Genomic DNA, 16349 nt, shown 5'->3' with positions numbered 1-16349 from the left:
TTTTGGTCGCCTGAGATAATGCTGCCCTCCTCAAAGGGGAGGCAGGCCTGAGATCAGGGAGTGCCGCCGCCGGGAATGCCGGGGGCCAGCTTGCTGGCGCCGTTGATGATCTGGCTGAGGAAGTTCTGGTCCTTGCCGCCGGTTGGGGTGGTGCGCGAGACGAAGTCGAACATCTTGCCGTCCTTCAGCCCGTAATTGGCTATCTGGGTGACGCGACCGTCGGCGCCGAAATAGACCGCCAGCACCTTCTGATCGATGAGCCGCGGCTTGTCGAAGGCGACGTAGCGCTTGCGCGTTTGCGAAATGTAATAGAAGGCCTCGTTGTCGAAGGTCGCCGTCGTCGATGGCGTGCCGAGCGCCAGAAGCACTTGCTCGCGGCTGGAACCGACGGGCACCGAATCGATTGCCTGCTGGTCGATGACGTAACCCTGCGTCAGCGTCTCGCTGGGGCTGAGGTCACCGATCATCTTGTTGGTGTGGCAGGCGGACAGCGCCGAAACAATCACCAGCAGCGAGATTGCGCCAGCGGGCCTGGACGAGAAGGTCGACTTGAAATTCAGCGCGCGCAACAACAACTCCATTAGCTGGCCGCAACTTGCGCTGGGCCGCGAAACCGGTAAACCAGCTTGCTTGCCGATGCAACAAGGCCACTTCAACAAACGGTCCCCAGGAGACCATCCCCAATGTTCCAGCGCTTTTTTGGCCGCGAACGCCACGCCAACCGCGCTATCACCGAGGCGCTTTACGCACAAATCGTGGCGGCGGCGCGGCAGACCGTGTTTTATTCCCACTGGAATGTGCCCGACACGCCGCTCGGCCGTTTCGAGATGCTGTCGCTACACATGTTCCTGTTCCAGCATCGGTTGCGCGGTGAGGGCGGCGTGGCGCAAGAGGTCGCTCAGGTGCTGATCGACGAGTTCTTCCTCGACGTCGATCATTCGCTGCGGGAGTTGGGAATTGGCGACGTTGGTGTGCCCAAACGCATGAAAAAGCTGGCAAAGATGTTTTATGGCCGAACCGCCGCCTATGACGATGCCCTGGAAAGAAACGACCATGATGGGCTCACCGCAGCCCTTGCCCGTAATGTCAGGCCCGACGCCGGCGTCTGGCCGGAAGCATCGCTGCTGGCTGACTATGTCACCGACGCCTGCAACCAGCTGGCCGCTCAGACACCCGAATCGATTGTCTCCGGCACGTTGGCCTTTCCCGTCGCCAAGGGAGGTGAACAATGAAGCACGTTGACCCGCAAAGCCCGGTATCCTTCCGCGCTAATGTCACTCGCCTGCCGCAGAAGGGTCTGCCGGTGGTTATCGAGGCCGATGCCGCACAGCGTGCGGCGCTGGCCGAGGAGCACGGGCTGATTTCGGTCGAATCCTATCGCGCCGAGCTTCTGGTGGCGTCATGGAAGCGCAATGGCGTGAAGATCAGCGGTCGCATCGAAGCCGACATCACCCAGGCCTGCATCGTCACGCTCGAGCCTGTCGAAGCGCATATCGACGAACCGGTCGAAGCTCTGTTGCTGCCCGAGGACTCCAAGCTTGGACGGCAGGGTTTCGATGGTGGTGGCGAGATCCTGCTCGACGCGGAAGGCCCTGACAGTCCCGAAACATTTTCCGGTGACACGATCGATGTCGGGGCACTTGCCGAACAGTACTTCGGACTGGCCATCGACCCTTATCCGCGCAAGCAGGGCGCCTCGCTGAATGCCGGCAGCGAGACCGAACCGGCGGAGAATGAATTCCAGCAAAAACTGCGATCCTTGCTGGGAAAATCCTGAAAACCTCGCCCGCGACGGAAAAGTCGGTTGTGCGGCAGCCCAAAACCGTTATTTTCGCCGAACCTTCGCGGTCGCTAAAGCGACCTGCCGCCTAACCGTGAGATAAATAACCGCGTGATCAGGATTTCCATCGATGCCATGGGCGGCGATCACGGACCAGCCGTGGTCATTCCAGCGCTCATGACGGTCGCGACCCGCCGTCCCGATATCCGCTTCGTCATCTTCGGGCGTGAGGAAGTGGTACGCCCCGAACTCGCCAAGTTTCCCAAGCTCGCCGAGGTCAGCGAGTTCGTCCATTGCGAGATAGCGGTCAGGATGGACGACAAGCCGAGCCAGGCGCTGCGCCACGGCCGCTGGAAGTCGTCGATGTGGAAGGCCGTCGAAGCGGTCAAGGCGGGCACGGCGGACGCCTGCATCTCGGCCGGCAACACCGGCGCGCTGATGGCGATGTCTAAATTCTGCCTGCGTACCATGGCCACCATCGATCGCCCGGCGATCGCGGCACTTTGGCCGACATTGCGCGGCGAGAGCGTGGTGCTGGACGTCGGCGCCACCATCGGCGCCGATGCGCACCAGCTGATCGATTTTGCCATTCTCGGCACCGGCATGGCGCGCTCGGTCTTCGGCATTGCCCGGCCCAGCGTCGGCCTGCTCAATGTCGGCGTCGAGGAGATCAAGGGCCAGGAAGAGGTCAAGGAGGCCGGGCGCATGCTGCGCGAAGCCAATATGGCCTCGATGAACTATCATGGTTTCGTCGAGGGCGACGACATCGGCAAGGGCGTGGTCGACGTTGTCGTGACTGAAGGCTTTGCCGGCAACATCGCGCTGAAGACGGCGGAAGGCACGGTGCGTCAGATCTCCGGCTATCTGCGCGCGGCAATGAGCCGGACCCTGATGGCCAGGATCGGCTATATCTTCGCCAAGGGCGCCTTCGATCGCCTGCGCGAAAAAATGGACGTCGGTCGCTCCAATGGCGGCGTCTTCCTGGGGCTGAACGGCATCGTGGTGAAAAGCCATGGTGGCGCCGACTCGGACGGTTTCGCCGCGGCGATCGAACTCGGCTACGACATGGTGCGCAACAATCTGCTCGACCGCATCGAAGCCGACCTCGACCTGTTCCATGCGCGCAACCCGCATGCCCTGACAGCTAGGAAATCCGACGTCGTCACCGACGCAAAGGAATAGGAAAGAACCTTGATCAGATCAGTCGTGCGCGGCACGGGCGCCGCGCTGCCCCGCCGAATCATGAAGAATGCCGATTTCGAAGGCATGGTCGAAACCTCCGACGAGTGGATCGCCCAGCGCACCGGTATTCGCCAGCGCCATATCGCAGCCGATGACGAGACGACGGCTTCGCTGGGAGAAGCGGCGGCGCGTGCCGCACTTGCCAATGCGGGTCTTACGCCCGCCGACATCGATCTGATCGTGCTGGCGACCTCGACGCCCAACAACACATTTCCGGCCACCGCTGTCGAGATCCAGAACCGGCTCGGCATGCATCACGGCTTTGCCTTCGACATGCAGGCGGTCTGCTCCGGCTTCGTCTATGCCGTGGCCACCGCCGATCTCTACATCCGCGGCGGCCAGGCCAAGCGCGTCCTGGTGATCGGCTCGGAAACATTCTCGCGCATCCTCGACTGGAGCGACCGCTCGACCTGCGTGTTGTTCGGCGACGGCGCCGGTGCCTTGATCCTGGAAGCAGGCGAGGGCGCTGGCACGATCGCCGACCATGGCGTCCTGGCGGCCAGCCTGCGCTCCGACGGTACGCACAAGGACAAGCTTTTCGTCGACGGCGGGCCGTCGACCACGGGCACGGTCGGCCACCTCCGGATGGAGGGCCGCGAAGTCTTCAAGCATGCGGTAGGCATGATCACCGACGTCATCGAGGCGACGTTCTCGCAAGCCGGCATATCGGCCGATGATCTCGACTGGTTCGTGCCGCACCAGGCCAATAAACGAATTATTGACGCTTCCGCCAAGAAGCTCGGGATAGCTGAGCAAAAGGTGGTGGTTACGGTCGATTTGCACGGTAACACCTCGGCAGCTTCCGTGCCGCTGGCGCTTTCGGTGGCCGTCGCCGACGGCCGCATCAAGAAGGGCGATCTCGTCCTTCTGGAAGCGATGGGCGGCGGCTTCACCTGGGGCGCTGTTCTGGTTCGCTGGTAAGTGCCGAACGGTCCGGTTTCGGTCCTTGACCTTGCCGGATCAATTACTTAGGCTCTGCCGCTGTTGTGCAGAATTTTATGTTTTGAGCTGATGGGACGGTCGCATGGGGGGAAAGACACTTACGCGCGCCGACCTTGCCGAGGCAGTTTACCGGAAGGTCGGCCTGTCGCGCACTGAATCGGCCGAACTCGTCGAAGCGGTGCTGGACGAAATCTGTGAAGCGATCGTCCGCGGCGAGACTGTGAAGCTGTCGTCCTTCGCGACATTCCACGTCCGCTCCAAGAACGAGCGCATCGGCCGCAACCCCAAGACCGGCGAAGAAGTGCCGATCCTGCCGCGCCGGGTGATGACCTTCAAGTCGTCGAACGTGCTGAAGAGCCGTATTCTTCGCTCGCACCAAAGCGGCAAGGCCAAAAGCGGCAAGTAACGCCACTGCGCGGTTGAAAACCGCCGCCGCCATGACGCCGGGCTTGAATATTGCTTCATAAACCGCTGAAATAAGGCCCGATTCGGCAGGGTAAGCCGGATCATCGTCCAGCGTGAGGATTCGCCCATGGACAAGAGCCCGGACGCCTTTCGAACCATCAGCGAGGTCGCCGAAGATCTCGATCTGCCGCAGCATGTGCTGCGCTTCTGGGAAACGCGTTTCAATCAGATCAAGCCGATGAAGCGCGGCGGCGGCCGTCGTTACTACCGGCCGCAGGATGTCGAACTGATCAAGGGCATCCGCCACATGCTTTACGACCAGGGTTACACCATCAAGGGCGTGCAGAAGCTGTTGCGCGAGAACGGCAATCATTTCCTGGTCGCCATCGGCAATGGCGACATGGCCGCCGTCGAGGCGATCTCGCAGCGCAGGCAGGCCGATCAGGTGCCGCTGACGCCTGCAGCCCAGCCGCGCGGCATGGACGACGAACTGGTTGGCCAGCCGCGGGTCAAACCCAGCCGCCGCTTTTTCGGCCTGGGCAAGAGCGACGAGGACGGTCCGGTGCAACCGGACGCATCGAAACTCTCGCGCGACAATCGAGCGTTGCTGCAGGAGGCGCTGTTCGATCTCCTGGAATGCAAGCGCCTGCTCGACCAGGTGCGCTGACAGAAGCGGCATCGATATTTCGAAAACCGGAACCCGTTTTCCGGTGAGGCGTTACGTTTCCTTCTGCAAGTGAAGGAAACACATCATGGCATCATTTTCGACCCTCTCGGACATCGATCTCGACAGGCAGGTCGCGGCTCTCACCAAGGAACTGGCCAGCTTGAAGAGGGCTGTGGCCAAGCGAGGCGGCGCCTACTACGAAGACGGCCGCGATGCCGCGCTCGACACCTATTCCGATCTTGCCGGGCATTTGCGCGATGCCATGCCGGCAATCCGCAAACAGGGCAGGGTGATTGAGAAGTCGGCCCGCGACCATCCGGCGGCCGCCGCCGCGGTCGGTCTTGTGGTGCTCGGTCTTGTTGCCAGCCTGCTGTTCAGCCGGCGCTGAGCTGCGACCCTTGGTATCCTTTCCGGAACAATGACGGAAGAAGATAGCGGCCGCCCTTCGGAGCGGTCGCTGTCATCTTTATCGGGTTCTGCCTAGTTCGCGAGCTTGGCGCGAAGCGCGTCGGCATAGAGGCGCACAGCCCCCTTGTGCTGCCGGCGCAGGAAGTCGGATTGGTCGAGCCGCCAGAGCCGCTCGATTTCGCCGGCGAACGCCGGATTGGTGCAGGTGCCATAGCCAGCGCCGGGATAGACGACGATCTCGCCAGCGTAGAGACAATTGTCGGTGACCAGGAAGTCGATGCGGATGTAGTCGAGGTTGCCGGCGATGGCAGGGACGATCGATACCGCCTGGCGGACATAGTCGAGAAGTCGCGCATTGACGGGCACCGCCTGATCCTCGCGAGGATAGTCCGGATCGCGCCCGGGCAGTGGATTGGCTTCCCGATCCAAAAGCAGCGAACGCTGCGCGGTCTTGTCCTCGACCCAGGCATGCGTGACCACGCCGCCGCAAACATGCACCTTGATGTCGGTTGCGATCCTTGTGCCGGAAAGCGCCAGCCGCTCTTCCACGAAAACGGTGCGAACGACAGGCCAATAGGCCCATTCGCCATCGCGGCGGCCATAACGTTTTCTCAGCCAGTGCCTCGCCTTGGCGATGATGTGGCCGCGATTGGGGTCGCCACTGGCAACGAATATGTTCATCGCGCAGCCGTGGTTTGTCTTGACGACGACATCGCCGGCCAGCAGGTCGAGAGGAATGTCGGCAGGGTCGCGCCCGGACCAGAGCGTTCGTGGCAAGGCAAGTTCGGGGCAGGCGCTGCTTATATGAGCCTTGGCAGCGAGCTTGTCGGTCAGTGTTACGAACAGTGGATTGCGATCGAGGATTTTTCGCCAGAGCAACATTTCATGGTATGTTTCGGGCACGGCCGGATTGGGCAGGTAACCGAGTTTTTTCACGAACCGCACCGTAAGCGCGGGATGGCGAACGGTCAGCAACAGCCGCGCGACCGACAGAATAATCCGTCCTGTCCAGGAAGAATTGGCCTTGGCCGTCATCAGGGATACCCGGCCGTTATTGGCTGAGTCCGATCCGGGGAGATCGCCGGTCAGATATATCCCATCCGTATCGCGATTTGCGCTTTCGCAAAAGGTTTCGCAGGCGCCGCGGCGTCGGATTTGCGTGAATTATCGATCCAGTCCGCGATCGAGCCTCAAGGATCAGAGAAGGCCGGCCCGAACAACAAGCCAAGGCCGGTCTTCTCGTTGGTAGTCAGCGGTATTTAGGCCTTGTGGCTCATCTTCTTCACGTGGTGATGATGATGGTGGTGGTGATGGCGAACGTAGTGGTGATGATGACGATGATGACGATGATGCTTGGCCATCGGGGCCGCATCCGCGCTCGTTGCGCCGATCACCGGCACCGTGAAAGCCAATGCGACTGCAAGCCCGAGGGCCGAGAGGAGGGACTTCTTCATGGATCGTTTCCTTTTCTTTCGCGGGCGTCTATGAATCGGGGCGATAGCCCGGCCGCCGCGAATGGGATTACGCTCCCGAATTTTTTCGTCAGTATTTCCCGATTGTAGAATTTTGTTTCTGGACTGTTTCTGGGGAATCCGGGCTGCCACCACCATCCGCGGCAAGGTCGAAGGGCGGCGACTTGGCCGCCTGTTTTGACTACATCGGCGGAACGACACCATTGTTTCCGACCACGACGCGACTGCTGCTCAGCGTGCCGTCGCTGTCCCGCTGAGCGGTAACGAAGACCGTAGCGCCCGGCTTGAGATCGGTCGGCGTGGCCGGCGCGAAGGTGACGACAGGCGTGTTGTCGGGGATCGAAATCTTCTTGGTCTGGCCATTGTCATAGGTCAGCGTGACCGCTCGCCCGCTTATGTCGGTGACGTCGGCGACGGTACCGTTTGTCATCCGGCTGTTTGGCTGCAGGTCCCAGGGACGGTCACCCTCGCCAGTGCCTTTCAACGCGGCCGGGAAAACCACCACCTCCAGGGCACCGCTGCCGCCATCCGCTTTCGACACGGAGGCAATGCCGAGGAAATCGCCCTGCTTGATGTCTTTTACGGATGCGTTGGCGACGCCCGAGATCTTCCAGTCGGCATTGAGCTTGATCGCTGAAGTATCGCCCTGGCGGGTTTTCACGGTCAGCAGCGATGGCTCGAAACTGACCACAGTGCCGCGCACCCGCTGCGCGTCCGCCGCTTGAGCGCTGCCCATACCGGCAATGGAAAGGCTGGAGATCGTGCCGAGCACGACCATGAGTGTCTTCAAGTTCATTGCAGAGATCCTTCCGGGAACGAGCTGGCTGGAACCGGATGGTTTTCACGCCAGCGACTTGGGGATAACGAACGAGCGGGGCGAAACTGCCGGGGCACAGGGCGATTGGACGGTCAAAACAACTTGATCGCGACGTGTGCGCGATCCCGTGGTTCACGATCCCGTGACGGTCCGTTTGGCTCTTGGCAAATCGCTGCCGAGCGGGCATCTTCCCGATCGTCTCAGGCAACACTCCTCATTTGATCAAACTCTTTCAGTCATGGAGTTGCCAATGCCCCATAATGCAAGAAGCGAAGCCCTCTCCGAACCGGCAACCAACGGGAGCGGGCCAGACTACAGCACCCTCAGAGCGATGCGGGAGACCCGCGGCTACAGCGTGGAAAAGCTTTCCCTGACATGCGGTCTGGCGGTCGACGAGATTGAGGATATCGAGAACGGCAGGATAACGGATCCGTCGAAGCTGCGTCGTATTGTGTCCGCGCTTCGACTTCCCCAGGAGGCTCTGATCACCCCGGCTGTGCCGACGCCGGCGGCGCAAGGTCGATCCCTGGCATAAATCAGCACCAGGCATTTCAGAGAACCCGCCAAGGCCCCTTGGCGGGTTTCTTGTACCTGCCGCAGCGTTCTGCTTCAGCCTGGCGCTTGCCGATCTGTGTATCGCACGTGCTTATGCACGCTGCGGCCTCGGCTGCTGAACCGTAATCTGCCGTCCATCAAGTTTTGAACCATGGGTTTTTCGATATGAGCCTGGACTCCGTTCGTGCCTTCTTCGCCGCCCACGCACCCGACATCGATGTCATCGTGACCGAGGCGAGCTCGGCTACCGTGGCATTGGCGGCTGAGGCGCATGGCGTGCTGCCGGCACAGATCGCCAAGACGATCTGCCTGCGCGTCGGCGACCGCACCATGCTGGTGGTGACCAGCGGCATCGCCAGGCTGGACAACCGCAAGTTCAAGGACCAGTTCGGCGGCAAGCCGCGCATGCTCGACGCCGCGGAGGTTGTCGAAGCCACGAGCCACCCGGTCGGCGGTGTCTGCCCGTTCGGCCTGCCGGCGCCGCTGCCGGTCTATTGCGACGTATCGCTGCGCGAATTCGAAGAGGTGGTGCCTGCGGCAGGCGCTACCAATGCTGCCGTTCGGATTGCGCCACAGCGCATGGTTAACCTCACCGGCGCCGAATGGGTGGATGTCTGCCAAGGTTAGGTCAGGACCCAACCCCGAGCTCAAGCCTGAGAGGACACGTTCCGGGATTTTGTCCTGATCCGATTTGGCCGGTCTGACCGGCGTATCTGGAGAGGCGGACTTTGGGGGAAAGTCCTGCTTAAATTGGTCGGAGTGGCCGGATTCGAACCGACGACCCCTTGACCCCCAGTCAAGTGCGCTACCGGGCTGCGCTACACTCCGGACCGGTCGCGATGTATCGTGATAACCCCGTGCGGGTCAACCGAATTCCGCGACTTTTATCCTGCTGCGATTGCGGGTGCCGGCGAGTCCTGCAAGGCGGGCCGCAACAGCCGCTGGTGCCTGTATTCCAGCGCGATGGCACCCCAGATCAGCCCGAGCAGCAGGTAGACGTGGCGCCAGTGGTCGATATCGATGAAGGTGCCGAGCCCGATATTGCCGATGAAGGCGACATAGGCGCACAGGAGGTAGGGCTGCCACGGCCGGTCGCGCAGCAGGATGCGGAATCCGGCTGCCATCGTCCAGGCGATGAGCGCCAGGAACGACACGAAGCCGAGCCAGCCATAGTCCATCAGCATCTTCAGCCAGATGTCGTGGGTGTCTTCGCCGAAGATCGTGCCGAAGACCAGCGGGCCGATGCCGAACGGATGCTCCATCGCCATCTGGAAGCCGATCCCGTAGCGGGCGAAGCGGCCGAGGCGGGCGGTGTCATAGCTCTGCTCGAGATGGGCGCGGTTGGAAAACATCTCCGACACGCCGGGCAGCTGCAGGATGACGATCATGGCGACGACCAGCAGCGCCAGCGCCGCGATCGTCATCACCACCACGCGCAGCCGGAATTTTCCGCTGGCGCTTTGCAGGAACAGGCAGCCGGTGAGCAGGACGGCCGAGACCGCGAACATGCCCCAGGCGCCGCGCGAGAATGAGAAGAAAATGCCCGCCGTGATGATCAGCAGCGGCACCGCCAAAAGCGGCATGCGCGTCACCGGTCCGGTCAAAAGCAGATAGAGCAGATAGATGCCGGGCAGAACCAGGAACGGGCCGAACACGTTCGGGTCCTGGAAGGCGCCGGCGGCGCGGTCGTATTTGGTGAACATCTCCGCGCCCGGAAAGGCGTGGAAGTAGCCGGCAATGCCAAGCAGCGAGGTCGCCACGGCAGAAACCACATAGGCAATGAAGATCAGCCGGTAGAGGTTAGGCTGCACGGCGGTGATCGATGCGAAGAACACCGCGCTGAAGGCGAGAAACAGCGACACGGCGAGATAGAGCGGCGTGTTGGCGAGATCCGCCATCTGCGTCATCGAGATCATGCCGCCAATGTTCATCGTCACCAGCAGCACCAGGAGTGGGGTGGCCGCGCGGGAAATCCGCAATCCGAAAAGCGCCCAGATGGCGATCAGCCCGGCCATGTAGAGTTCATAGGGCGCCGGCTCGCTGATGACGAAGCCGGACAGCAGAATGCCGAGGAAGACCGCGCCCGAGGAAATCAGCGCGATCAGCTTGGCGTTGACCGCCGCGCGCGGCACATCATGGCTGATCGCGCTCAATAGGCGTTTTCCGTGTTCAAGAGCCGGAGCGGCGTCAGGAACAGGATCCGCAAATCGAACAGCAGCGACCAGTTCTCGATGTAGTAGAGGTCATACTCCGTCCGCATGCGGATCTTCTCGTTGGTGTCCATCTCGCCGCGCCAGCCATTGATCTGCGCCCAGCCGGTGACGCCGGGCTTGACCTTGTGGCGGGCGAAATAGCCGTCGACCACTTCGTTGTAGAGCAAATTATGCGATTGCGCGGCGATGGCATGCGGGCGCGGACCGACCAGCGACAGCGAACCAAAGAGCGAGTTGAAGAACTGCGGCAGCTCGTCGATCGAGGTCTTGCGGATGAAGCGGCCGACGCGGGTGACGCGCGGATCGTTCTTGGTCACCGTCTGCTTGGCGGTCGGGTCGGCCTTGTCCGTATACATCGAACGGAATTTGTAGACCTCGATGATCTCGTTGTTGAAACCGTGCCGCTTCTGGTGAAACAGCACCGGCCCCTTGCTGTCGAGCTTGATGGCGATGGCGGTCGCCAGCATCACCGGCGAGAACACCACGATGCCGATGAGACTGAAGACGATGTCGAAGGCGCGCTTGGCGACCGAATCCCAGTCGTTGATCGGCTTGTCGAAGATGTCGAGCATCGGCACCGAGCCGATGTAGGAATAGGCGCGCGGGCGAAACTGCAGCGCGTTGGAATGCGCCGACAGCCGGATGTCGACCGGCAGCACCCACAGCTTCTTCAGCAACTGCAGCACGCGCGATTCGGCGGTCAGCGGCAGCGACACGATCAGCATGTCGATGCGGGCGATGCGGGCGAATTCGATCAGTTCCGAAATGGTGCCGAGCTTGGGATAACCGGCGACAATCGGCGGCGAGCGCTTGTCGCCGCGATCATCGAAGATGCCGCAGATGCGAATGTCGTTGTAAGGCTGCTTTTCGACCGAGCGGATCAGGATTTCCGCCGCCTTGCCGCCGCCGACGATGACGGCGCGCCGCTCCATGCGGCCATCGCGCGCCCAGGCCCGGATCAGCTTCGACATCACCAGCCTGAGGCCGAAGATGAGAACGAAGCCGATGACGAACCAGGTGCCGAACAAAAGGCGCGAATAGTCTTCCGACATTTTCATGGCGAACGCGGTCAACGCCATCAGCGCGAAGGCGCCAGCCCAGGCCAGCAGCACGCGGCTGAAATTGGCGATGGGCCGCATCAGGGCGACGATCTGGTAGCAGTCGGTGACGTCGAGCAGCACAACGGCAAGGAACGACGCGGCCGCGATCGTCAGCGGATATTGCCAGGCGAGATAGTTGAAGAACCCGACATAATGGAAATAGACGGCGAGCCCGGACAGCAGCAACAACCCGAATTCGACCATGCGCAGGACGCCGCTGACCATGATCGGCGACATGGTATCGCGCCTGTACTGCGAAGCGACCTGGCGGGCGACATCGTTCATGCCGCCGGGCGTGTCGCCATCGGCCGGGCCGTCGAATTTACGCACCGCCTCTGGTGAAAAGCGGCGCGCGGGGTCGATCTCGTTCATGGGGCTTTCCGCAAGCTTCCCTACGGTGAATAGCAAAAGAGAGCTAAGAAACCCTTGAAACAACCCGTGGCTTTGAAACGGCTTGGCCTTGCGTCTATTTGCCGAGCGCGGCGAAGTAGGCCTTCTCGATGTCGGCGGCCATCACATCGGCGCCGAAGCGCGCCTTGAGGTCGGCGTCATCGGGCATCAGGTCGCGATAGGCGGCGGGGTCGGCCAGCGCCTGGCTCATCTTGTCGGCAAGCTCGACCGGGTCGGGCCGGATCAGGGCGGGGGAACCGGTGCCGAAGATCTCCGGAATGCCGCCGACCGCGGTGGCGATCATCGGCTTTCCCGCGGCAAGTGTTTCCAGCACGATATAGGGCATGGCCTCGGCGCGCGAGGGAACGATGACGAGCGCCGCCAGCGCAAAGGCCTCCCTGGCCGGCATCGGCGGCAGGAAGCGGACATGGCGCTCAAGCCCTAGACGCTTCACTTGCGCGTGGTAACGCGGCAGGTCGTCGCCGTCGCCGACCATCACCGCGGTCAGTGCGCGGCCGAACTGGGGGCCGGCGAGGGCCAGTGCATCAATGAAGATGTCCGGTCCCTTCAGGTCGCGCATCATGCCTATATAGAGCAGATCGGCCGCGTCGGGCTCGGTGACCACCGGTTCGAATTCAATGGCGCGCAGGCCGTTATAGACCAGGGCGTTGGGAATGGGTGGCTCGCCGACCTTCCTGCGATAGGTTTGCCGTTCATAGTCGGAGACAAACAGCAGGCAGTCGGTGAAGCGGGCCATGAAGCGCTCGAGCGCGAAGAACAGCTTTCCGGTGGTCGTGTTCTCGTCATAGTGGAGAGAGCCACCATGCGGTGAATAAAGGCGGGCTACGCGAGACCTTGATACCCGCAACAATGAGCCGAACAGACGGGCATAGGCGCCACCCTTGGCGCCGTGCCCGTGCAACACGTCCGGCCTCAATTCCTTGATGATCCTGTAGGTGCGCCAGGCCGAGGCAAGATCGCCCGGACCGACATGACGCTGCATCGGCGTGCGATGGATGCCGAGCGCCAGCATGTCCTTCATCTGCTCGAACAGGCGTTCCTCGAACTCGCCGCCCGTCGTCGAATCGCAGACGATGCCGACGGAATGCCCGGCGGCGACCTGCGCCTCGGTCAGATCGCGCACATGCCGGAAGATTCCTCCGACGGGTGAACGAAAGCAATGGACGATCCTGAGTGTGTCCGCCACTTGGTATCTGTCAGAACAGACGTTCGCGGACGTAGACGGTGTCGCCGGGCAGCAGCGGGTCGGAGGTGACCACGCGGCCGGTCATCACCTTGCCGTTGATGTCGCGGGTGATGTCGACGCTTTCCTGATTGGCGCGCGGCGAGAAACCGCCGGCAATGGCGATTGCCTTCTGCACCGTCAGGCCGGGGACGTAAGAGTATTGGCCCGCGGCTCCGACTTCGCCCATGACGAAGATCGGCCGGTAGCGGTCGATCTCGACCGAAACGTCGGGATCGCGCAGGTAGCCTTGCCGCAATTTGTCGGCGATTGCCTTTTCCATCTGCTGGGCGGTGTGGCCGCGCGCGGGTATGGCGCCGACAAGCGGGAAGGAGAGGTAGCCGGATTGGTCGACGCTATAGGTGTTGGTCAGCCCGTCTTGCTCGAACACGGTGACGCGGACGCGGTCGCCGGCGCCAAGGCGATAGGGCTGATCGAGCACCTCATGGAAGGCCGCCGGTGTCGGCCGGTAACTGGAACAGCCAGCAAGCATCGATACGGCAAGCAGAGCGCGAAACAGGGAAGCAGTGCTTTTCATGACCGGACAGGTACCTTCGACTGGCCGCTGCGGCGTCGCAGCAAACATCAGGGATCGAGGTCCGTTATCATCCTGTTAGGGTTAATGGCCGGTAAAGGGAGCGGCCGACACGCGGTGCATCGGCAAGAGTTTTACGATTTTTGGCGGTTTTGTTTATCGCCTGCCAGTAAACCCTAACGGAAACTTACCGCGATCTTAACGGCTGAGTTACCATAGTTGTTTACGGTGCGTGCTGACCCAGTATCGGAGTAGGGATGCATGTCCGTTCAGTCCGCGGCCGCAGATGTCGACGTCGATCTCAGGCAGCTCTTCGCCAGCCTGGCAAGGAACTGGCTGCGCATAGTCGTCGTCGTCCTGGTGGCGACGGGGCTGGCCTTCGCCTTCGCCTCGCTGGCAACCCGGCACTACAAGGCCGAGACGCAAGTGGAGATCGCTCCGCGTGAATCCGTCTATACGCGGCCGGCCAGCAACAACAACGACACCGACAAGCCAATTCTCGACGAACAAGGCGTCGCCACCCAGGTCCAGATCATTTCCTCCAACGAAATCCTCAAGCAGGTCGCGCAAAAGCTTGGTCTGGAAAAACTGCCCGAGTTCGACGATGCGCTCGATATGTCACCGTTGAGCCGCGCTCTGGTTCTCGTCGGCTTGAAAAGCGACCCGATGGAAATTCCGACGGAAGAGCGCGTCCTCAAGAAAATGCACGAGAAGCTCAACGTCTATGGCGTCGAGAAGACCCGCATCATTGCCATCGAGTTCTCATCGGAAGATCCCAAGCTGGCGGCCGCCATACCGGACGCCATTGCCGCCGCCTATATAGCAGGGCAAGGAGCGGCAAAGCTCGAATCGAACAACGCCGCCGCCGACTTTCTGGCACCCGAGATCGCCGACCTGCAGCAGCAGGTCAAGGCTGCCGAGGCGAAGGTCGCCGCCTACCGCTCACAGTCCGATCTTCTGATGGGTGGCAACAATTCGGTGCTGGCCACCCAGCAGCTTTCGGAGCTGTCGAGCGAACTGTCGAAAGTGCGCGCCAATCGCGCCGCGGCCGAAGCGACGGCTGACGGTGTGCGCAGGGCGCTGCAGAATGGCGGTTCGCTGGATGCCGTGCCGGAGGTTCTGTCATCGGACCTGATCCAGCGCTTGCGCGAGCGCCAGGTCGAATTGCGCTCCAACATCGCCGATCTGTCGACGACGCTGCTTGGCAATCATCCGCGTATTCGGGCGCTGAAATCGCAACTGGCCGATCTCGACGCGCAGATCCGCAGCGAGGCCCAGAAGATCATGAAAGGCCTGTTGATGCAGGCCGAGACGGCAAAGGCCCGCGAGAACCAGCTTGTCGCCGACGTCAACACGTTGAAGGCGGCGTCGGCGCAGGCCGGTGAGCAGCAGGTCGATCTCGACGCGCTGCAGCGCGACGCGACCGCCAAACGGCAGCAGCTCGAACTCTATCTCACCAACTACCGCGAAGCGGCTTCGCGCCAGGATCGCAACTATCTGCCGGTCGATGCCCGGATCGCCTCGAAGGCTTCGGTTCCCTCGGAGGCCTATTTCCCGAAGGTCGGGCCGATCGTTGGCGCCGCTTTCGCCGCATCGCTGCTGATCATGGCCATCGTGACGCTTCTGCGGGAGCTGTTTTCCGGCCGAGCGATGCGCCCGGCCACCGGTTCCCGCTTCGAACGGATCGATGAGGTCGCGATGCCCCATGTGGCGCAGGCGCCTGGTGGGGTCGCAATGCCGGTTGTCCGCCAGGAACCTGCCATCCTTCAGGATTCTGTCGTTCGTCAGGAAATGGGGGACCGTCTGGCTGAAGCGGAGGCCGAGCCCTACATGGCCGCGATGCCCTATAGGGCCGAGGCGCCTGATATGGTCGCGATGCCAGAGGCCGCGGCCGAACAGACGGCTGCCGAGCCCGAACCGGTGCGTTCCACCCTGGGCGAGATCGACGTCGAGAAGGCCGCCGAAAAGCTGATCGCCAGCGGTGCGGCGCGCGCCATATTCGTCTCGCCGGAGGGCGACGAGGCAGCTGCGTCCGCGATCCTGGTGGCGCGCGAGGTCGCGGACGCCGGCCTGCGCGTCCTGTTGCTGGACCTCACCGCTTCGGGAGCGGCCTCGCGGCCGATGCTGGACAGCGGCCTTTTCCCCGGCATCACCAACCTGCTCGCTTCGGAAGCGCAGTTCAGCGACGTCATCCACGCTGATCTCTATTCGGACTGTCACGTCATCCCGGTCGGCACCGCCGATCCGGTCCGCGCCATGCGTGCCGCAGACCGGCTGCCGATCATCATGCAGTCGCTGACAACAGCCTATGATCTGGTCGTGGTCGAGTGCGGGCCGGCCGACACGCAAGGCATCGGCCGTCTGGCCGGCGATGCCACCGAGGTGTTCCTGTCCATGCTGGAGCCGGACGACGAGGTGACGCAGGCCGCGGTCAAGCTGATCGAGAACGGCTATCCCGACCTGACGCTGGTGACGCCGCTCGGCCACGAACCGCCCGGCAATCCGGTGCCGGGACGGCGCACCGCCGCCGCCTGAGAGAGCCGCGGATCGCTTGGCGCAGGCCTGTTCAGGGGGCCGTCT

Annotated in this window: 18 protein-coding genes and 1 tRNA gene; 10 read left to right on the top strand and 9 right to left on the bottom strand. The window is 62.3% G+C overall.

Annotation, left to right across the window (positions count from 1 at the left end; all coding sequences use genetic code 11):
* Positions 1-53: 53 nt before the first annotated feature.
* Positions 54-569 (bottom strand): outer membrane protein assembly factor BamE, encoded by a 516-nt coding sequence (locus ACZ89F_RS16785; RefSeq protein WP_109668931.1) that lies wholly within the window; start codon positions 567-569, stop codon positions 54-56.
* 114 nt (positions 570-683) lie between these two features.
* On the opposite strand from ACZ89F_RS16785, the gene ACZ89F_RS16780 reads away from it, so the two are divergent.
* The 7 genes from ACZ89F_RS16780 (at position 684) to ACZ89F_RS16750 (ending at position 5424) form a co-directional block, all read left to right on the top strand.
* Positions 684-1232, top strand: a complete 549-nt coding sequence (locus ACZ89F_RS16780; protein WP_476097297.1) for a ubiquinol-cytochrome C chaperone family protein — start codon at positions 684-686, stop codon at positions 1230-1232.
* Positions 1229-1777 carry a YceD family protein gene (locus ACZ89F_RS16775; RefSeq protein ID WP_476093036.1) on the top strand — a complete coding sequence of 183 codons (549 nt, stop codon included), beginning with the start codon at positions 1229-1231 and terminating at the stop codon, positions 1775-1777. The genes ACZ89F_RS16780 and ACZ89F_RS16775 overlap by 4 nt, the downstream gene beginning before the upstream one ends.
* Positions 1778-1891: 114 nt before the next feature.
* The gene (gene plsX, locus ACZ89F_RS16770) at positions 1892-2962 is read left to right on the top strand and encodes a phosphate acyltransferase PlsX (protein ID WP_476093035.1); all 1071 of its coding nucleotides are present in this window, start codon (positions 1892-1894) and stop codon (positions 2960-2962) included.
* Between the two features lie 9 nt (positions 2963-2971).
* Positions 2972-3943 carry a beta-ketoacyl-ACP synthase III gene (locus ACZ89F_RS16765; protein ID WP_183453277.1) on the top strand — a complete coding sequence of 324 codons (972 nt, stop codon included), beginning with the start codon at positions 2972-2974 and terminating at the stop codon, positions 3941-3943.
* Between the two features lie 103 nt (positions 3944-4046).
* A complete protein-coding gene (locus ACZ89F_RS16760; protein WP_013532231.1) occupies positions 4047-4370 on the top strand; it encodes an integration host factor subunit alpha in 324 nt (107 codons plus the stop codon).
* A 126-nt stretch (positions 4371-4496) separates the two neighbouring features.
* Positions 4497-5036 carry a MerR family transcriptional regulator gene (locus ACZ89F_RS16755; protein ID WP_023810244.1) on the top strand — a complete coding sequence of 180 codons (540 nt, stop codon included), beginning with the start codon at positions 4497-4499 and terminating at the stop codon, positions 5034-5036.
* 85 nt (positions 5037-5121) lie between these two features.
* Positions 5122-5424, top strand: coding sequence for a hypothetical protein (locus ACZ89F_RS16750; protein WP_476093034.1), 303 nt, complete (start codon positions 5122-5124; stop codon positions 5422-5424).
* Positions 5425-5516: 92 nt separating this feature from the next.
* On the opposite strand, the gene ACZ89F_RS16745 is transcribed toward ACZ89F_RS16750, so the two are convergent.
* The 3 genes from ACZ89F_RS16745 to ACZ89F_RS16735 form a co-directional block, all read right to left on the bottom strand.
* Entirely contained in the window at positions 5517-6479 is a 963-nt protein-coding gene (locus ACZ89F_RS16745) for an ATP-grasp fold amidoligase family protein (protein ID WP_476093033.1), read from the bottom strand.
* Positions 6480-6703: 224 nt separating this feature from the next.
* Positions 6704-6898, bottom strand: a complete 195-nt coding sequence (locus tag ACZ89F_RS16740) for a hypothetical protein (RefSeq protein WP_476093032.1) — start codon at positions 6896-6898, stop codon at positions 6704-6706.
* Positions 6899-7097: 199 nt separating this feature from the next.
* Positions 7098-7712 (bottom strand): hypothetical protein, encoded by a 615-nt coding sequence (locus tag ACZ89F_RS16735; RefSeq protein ID WP_476093031.1) that lies wholly within the window; start codon positions 7710-7712, stop codon positions 7098-7100.
* Between the two features lie 136 nt (positions 7713-7848).
* Here ACZ89F_RS16735 and ACZ89F_RS16730 point away from each other — a divergent pair, with 136 nt between their 5' ends.
* Together ACZ89F_RS16730 and ACZ89F_RS16725 are read left to right on the top strand one after the other, a co-directional pair.
* Positions 7849-8268, top strand: a complete 420-nt coding sequence (locus ACZ89F_RS16730; protein WP_476093030.1) for a helix-turn-helix domain-containing protein — start codon at positions 7849-7851, stop codon at positions 8266-8268.
* A 185-nt stretch (positions 8269-8453) separates the two neighbouring features.
* On the top strand, positions 8454-8915 hold the full coding sequence (locus tag ACZ89F_RS16725) for a YbaK/EbsC family protein (protein ID WP_476093029.1): 462 nt from the start codon (positions 8454-8456) through the stop codon (positions 8913-8915).
* A 124-nt stretch (positions 8916-9039) separates the two neighbouring features.
* Here the strand turns inward: ACZ89F_RS16725 and ACZ89F_RS16720 are convergent.
* The 5 genes from ACZ89F_RS16720 to ACZ89F_RS16700 all read right to left on the bottom strand — a co-directional run bounded on the left by ACZ89F_RS16720 (position 9040) and on the right by ACZ89F_RS16700 (position 13772).
* A tRNA-Pro gene (locus ACZ89F_RS16720) sits at positions 9040-9116 on the bottom strand.
* Between the two features lie 56 nt (positions 9117-9172).
* Positions 9173-10441, bottom strand: coding sequence for an O-antigen ligase family protein (locus ACZ89F_RS16715; RefSeq protein ID WP_476093028.1), 1269 nt, complete (start codon positions 10439-10441; stop codon positions 9173-9175).
* The gene (locus ACZ89F_RS16710; RefSeq protein WP_476093027.1) at positions 10438-11973 is read right to left on the bottom strand and encodes an undecaprenyl-phosphate glucose phosphotransferase; all 1536 of its coding nucleotides are present in this window, start codon (positions 11971-11973) and stop codon (positions 10438-10440) included. Before ACZ89F_RS16710 ends, ACZ89F_RS16715 begins: the two co-directional genes overlap by 4 nt.
* Before the next feature lie 94 nt (positions 11974-12067).
* A complete protein-coding gene (locus ACZ89F_RS16705; protein WP_476093026.1) occupies positions 12068-13198 on the bottom strand; it encodes a glycosyltransferase in 1131 nt (376 codons plus the stop codon).
* 10 nt (positions 13199-13208) lie between these two features.
* Positions 13209-13772 carry a polysaccharide biosynthesis/export family protein gene (locus tag ACZ89F_RS16700; RefSeq protein ID WP_109669803.1) on the bottom strand — a complete coding sequence of 188 codons (564 nt, stop codon included), beginning with the start codon at positions 13770-13772 and terminating at the stop codon, positions 13209-13211.
* A 258-nt stretch (positions 13773-14030) separates the two neighbouring features.
* Between ACZ89F_RS16700 and ACZ89F_RS16695 the strand changes: the two genes are divergently transcribed.
* Positions 14031-16304: a GumC family protein gene (locus tag ACZ89F_RS16695; protein ID WP_476093025.1), complete on the top strand. Its 2274-nt coding sequence runs from the start codon at positions 14031-14033 to the stop codon at positions 16302-16304.
* The last annotated feature ends 45 nt before the right edge of the window (positions 16305-16349 follow it).

This window comes from Mesorhizobium sp. USDA 3734 (genome assembly GCF_056279665.1).
Note: the sequence above shows the minus strand (reverse complement) of the source record. Positions and strands in the feature narration are given on the sequence as shown.